Origin of the sequence: Streptomyces sp. ADMS (assembly GCF_033441795.1) — a bacterium.
Taxonomy (GTDB): Bacteria; Actinomycetota; Actinomycetes; order Streptomycetales; family Streptomycetaceae; genus Streptomyces.
Window position 1 is genome coordinate 16,581 of sequence record NZ_JAVFVX010000023.1, and the last position, 4,312, is coordinate 20,892.

Here is a 4,312-nt window from a genome sequence, read left to right on the forward strand (position 1 = left end):
ACGTCGCTGACGTCGCTGACGTCGCTGACGTCGCTGACGTCGCTGACGTCGCTGAAGTCGCTGACGTCGCTGACGTCGCTAAAGTCGCTGACGTCGCTGAAGTCGCTGAAGTCGCTGTCACCGCTGATGATCGACGCCGTGTCGGCCGTGTAGTCGATGTCGGCCGCGCCGTCGAAGTCCGCCTGGTCCGGCCGGTACGGCGCGACATACGGGGCGGGGACATACGCGCTTGCCCCGTTTCCGCTCGCCGTACTGATGACGGGGACTGTCGGACCGGGGTCGTTCCAGGTGTCGTAGCTGGAGACCGTGTCGGGGCGGGGCGAGAAGCTCCCGCTGCCACCGCCGCCGACATCACTACTGCCGCTGCCCGTGACATTGAGGTGGTTCTTGAAGAAGTCGAGGTCCGCGAGGAACTTGTCGTGAAACCACTTCCCGCTCCCCCCGGCGACGTCGGAGGCGGCCTCGAACAGCAGCCCGCTGACTCCCGCGCTCACGAACGTGCCGGGGTTGATGGAGAACGTGCCCGTGAAGAAGAGCTTCGTGAACGCTTCCGCGAACATCTCGGCCTGGCCCTCGTTGACGAAGGCATGGGGAAGCTCGAAGACCTCCTTCCACACCGGGCTGTTCTTGAAGAAGTCCTTCAACCATGGCCGGGTCGCATGGGAGAAGGCCTCGCTGAAGAGCCCCGCCAGCGCCCCCGCGACCGCCGACTGCCCGATCTCCTTCCAGTCGAAGCTGGTACGCCGCCGGTCCTCGTCCGGCACGGTCATCGAGATGACCTGTGCGGCGAACGTGACGAACGCCTCCTGGATCGCTTCGAGCAGCACCGAGAGCGGAGTGGGTACGGCGTGTCCCATCCTCTGCAGGATCAGCAGCATGGACAGCGCGGTTCGCGACCGCACCAGGGCTATCTGGGTCAGCGACGTACCGCCGGTGAACACCGCCAACGCGGCGATCAGAGCCAGTTCGAGGTTCATGAAGATGAACTCGATGAGGATCTGGTACTTGCCTTCCGCGAGCTGGATCGAGCGGTCCACCTGCCGGCGGCCGATGTCCCGCAGCTCCTTGGAGAAATTGGCGAGGTGGTTCTGACCGCCGTCGTCGACGAAGGTCTTCAACGCTGCAGTGAACTCCCTGGCGATCGCCGGCGGAAGGGCGTTCCCGGCTGTGGAGATCGCAGCCGTCATCGCGTCGGAGAAGGCGCCGATGTCGTCCGCCAGCCGGCTGTAAGGATTGCGGCTGTCATAGCCCTTGTCCTCGTTGCCGGTGGCGACGTTGGCGCCCACCCAGATCTCGATGAACTCCCGAAGACCGGGAGGGAACATGATCGCCATCTAGCGACGCTCTTCGCTCTCCGCGCTCTGCGCCTCGATGTCTTCCAGCGCGAGAGTCTGCGGCCGCTGCACGTGCTCGGCCTCCTGGTTGACCGCGTCGACCAGGGCCATGACGAAGCCGTAGATGGAGTTCCCCGTCTCGATGACCTGCGCCTGTTCCCGCCGGCACTGCTCGCCGACCTGGTCGGCGAAGATGTCGTCGCCGCCTTCCTCTCCCCACCAGCCGTTGGTGAGGGCGATCCCGGTCTCGAAGTCGGAGACCATGCTCCCGCCGCTCCCGACGAGTCCCTCGATGCCTCCCGAACTGGCCCGGATCACCGGAATGTCGGCCGAGTACTCACCAGCCATGGCTACGCGCTCCCCTGTCGCTTGTCCGCACCGCCGCGACCACAGGGCGGGGTCGCGGGTTCCTCTTCGTCCTCGTGGATCTCGTCACGGAGCCGGCTCATCACCGTCGGCCCCTGCGCCACGGAGGTCTCGCTGAGCAACGATCCGAAGATCGAGCCCCAGTCGACCCCCATCCGCTCCGGGACGGTCCCCCGGGCGGACATCCTGGTGAGAGGGTCGAGCGTGTCGATGACCCGGCGCGCCATCTCGGCACGAGCCGCGTTCGCGGCTTCCAGCACCGAGGCGGAGAGCTGCGAGGCGGCCATGTTCCGGTACTTGCCGTCGAGGAACTCCAGGGCCGTCAGTTCACCCTTGGCCCCGACCGCCACCCGCACCGACCTGTCGGCCGAACGCGCCGTCACCGACGCGGCGTCCAGCTCGCCCTGCGCCTTGGCCACGGCTTCTTCCGTCGCCTTGAGGTGGGCCATCGCCTTGGCCACACGGTCTTCGATCGACTGACTCAACTCGGTCTCCTCACTGGTTCGATGGGGCTGTCGGACTGTCCGGCTGTCGGGCAGGGGGACGGCAGGGCAACCGGTCAGCGCCCCAGGGCCTGGGGCGCGCCACCCTCGTCGGTGCCCCACACGTCCTCGTCCTCCGGCAGCCATGTGGTGCGTTCCCGGTCACTGCTCTCCGTCTGCTGTCCGCCACCTCCCGCCCCGGGCATGCCTCCTCCCATCGGCGGCATGAAGGGCGTGTTGCTGGAGGTCTGCTGCGTGGCCCTCGGGACCACGCTGTGTTCCTCTCCCTCGATGGTCGGCGCGGGCGCTCGGCCGGAGCGGGCGACAGCGGGCTCGATGACGGTCCGGACCCGCTCACCGGATCCCCCGCCCTCGCCTCCCCCGCCCCGCATCATCGGCGGCATCATCGGCGACCCCGAGCCCCCGGTCGAGCCGTCGGACGCGGCGGCGAGGGTCCCGTCGCTCTGCGGGCGCCCAAGCGCGGACGTCAGATCGTCCCCGTTGTAGAGGTTGTCGTTGAACACGGAGGAATAGGCCGAGCCGGCACCCGACGTGTCGTAGGCCGAGAGGTCGGGGGGCTGTGGGAGGTCCGCGATGCGCTGGCGGATCAGCTCGTCGATGTCCTTGTCGGCGGTGCCGGCCGTCCGGTCGTACTCGGCCTGGATTTCGCCCATGCGCTGGTCGTACTCGGCTCGGGCGTCCCGCCGTGCCTGCTCCGCCTCCGTACGGGCCTGCTGGCGGTCCTCCTCGGCGGCCGCCTTCTGGTCCTCGTACTCGTCCTTGGCGTCGGCCTCGGCGGTGTCGGCCTGCTGGACGGCGTCCTGCTCGGTCGCGTTGATCTCCGCGATCCGGCGGTCGTACTCGTCGCGGGCCGTCTGCTCGTCGGTGCCGGCGGCTATCTCACGGTCGTATTCCCGCCGTGCTTCCGTCCGGTCGGCCGCGGCCTCCTGCTGCGCCTGCTCCCGCTGTTCCTGCGCCTCGGCCTTCTCCTGCTCGTACTCCTGCTTCGCCTCCGCCTGCTGCCTGTCGGCTTCCTGCTCGGCAGCCGCGCGCTCCGCGCGGGCGTCGGCCTTCTCCTGCTCGTAGTTCGCCTGCGCTTCGGCCTTGGCCTGCTCGGCGTCCTCCTTGGCCTGCAACTGCTCCTGTACGGACTCGCGCCGAGCCTGTTCCCTCTCCGCGGCCGCGTCGGCCTTGGCCTCTTCCTGAGCCTGCTTGGCCTCGGCCCGGTCCTGCTCGTTCTGGGCGAGTGCCTGTTCCCTCTCCTTTTCGGCCGCCTCCTTCGCCGCCTCCTGCTCCGCCTTGGCAGCGGCCTTCTCCGCGGTCGCCTCTGCCTTGGCCTCCTCCTGGGCCTTTTTCGCCTCGGCCTTCTCGGCGGCCTGCTCCGCCTTGACCTCTTCCTTCTCCTTCTCCGCTTCCTCCTTCGCTTCGGCCTGCTCCGCCTTGGCCTCCTCCTTCTCCTTCTCCGCCTCGGCCTTCGCCACGGCCTGCTCCGCCTTGGCAGCGGCCTTCTCCGCCGTCTGCTCCGCCTTCGCCTCCTCCTTCTCCTTCTCCGCTTCCGCCTTCGCCGCGGCCTGCTCGGCCTTCGCCTCCTCCTTCTCGGCGGCCTGCTCCGCCTTGGCCTCCTCCTTCTCCTTCTCCGCCTCGGCCTTCGCCGCGGCCTGCTCGGCCTTCGCCTCCGCCTTCTCCTTCTCCTGCTCCTCCTGCTGCTTCTTCGCCTGCGCCAGGGCGATCGCCTGCTGCGCGGCCGCGTCGGCCCTGGCGTCCGCCTGAGCCTGCTTGGCTTCGGCGCGGTCCTGGTCGTTCTGCGCCTTGGCCTCCTCCTTCTCCTTCTCCGCTTCCTCCTTCGCTTCGGCCTGCTCCGCCTTGGCAGCGGCCTTCTCCGCCGTCTGCTCGGCCTTGGCCTCTTCCTTCTCCTTCTCCGCGTCGGCCTTCGCCGCGGCCTGCTCGGCCTTCGCCTCCGCCTTCTCCGCGTCCGCCTCCCTCTTGGCCTCTTCCTTGTCCTTCGCGGCCTCGGCCTTGGCCTCGTCCTTGTCCTTCCTGGCTTCCTCCCTGTCCTTGTCCGCCTCGGCCTTGGCCTCGTCCCTGTCCTTCCTCGCCTCCTCCCTGTCCTTGTCCGCCTCGGCCTTGGAC

At 68.6% G+C, this 4,312-nt stretch carries 3 protein-coding genes and 1 pseudogene; all 4 read right to left on the reverse strand.

What is annotated here, in order from left to right:
* On the reverse strand, nucleotides 1–1,334 hold a 1,334-nt coding region (locus RB628_RS12940; protein WP_318320523.1), incomplete at its 3' end, for a hypothetical protein.
* Nucleotides 1,335–1,682: a hypothetical protein gene (locus tag RB628_RS12945; RefSeq protein WP_318320524.1), complete on the reverse strand. Its 348-nt coding sequence runs from the start codon at nucleotides 1,680–1,682 to the stop codon at nucleotides 1,335–1,337. It lies immediately after the preceding gene.
* A 2-nt stretch (nucleotides 1,683–1,684) separates the two neighbouring features.
* Nucleotides 1,685–2,185: a YbaB/EbfC family nucleoid-associated protein gene (locus RB628_RS12950; protein WP_318320525.1), complete on the reverse strand. Its 501-nt coding sequence runs from the start codon at nucleotides 2,183–2,185 to the stop codon at nucleotides 1,685–1,687.
* A gap of 74 nt (nucleotides 2,186–2,259) precedes the next feature.
* Nucleotides 2,260–4,312: pseudogene (locus RB628_RS12955) on the reverse strand (hypothetical protein); the annotation flags it as partial.

Excerpts from the sequence above, each read along its gene's own strand:
- RB628_RS12945 (WP_318320524.1), bottom strand. The coding sequence starts at position 1,682 with ATGGCTGGTGAGTACTCGGCCGACATTCCGGTGATCCGGGCCAGTTCG.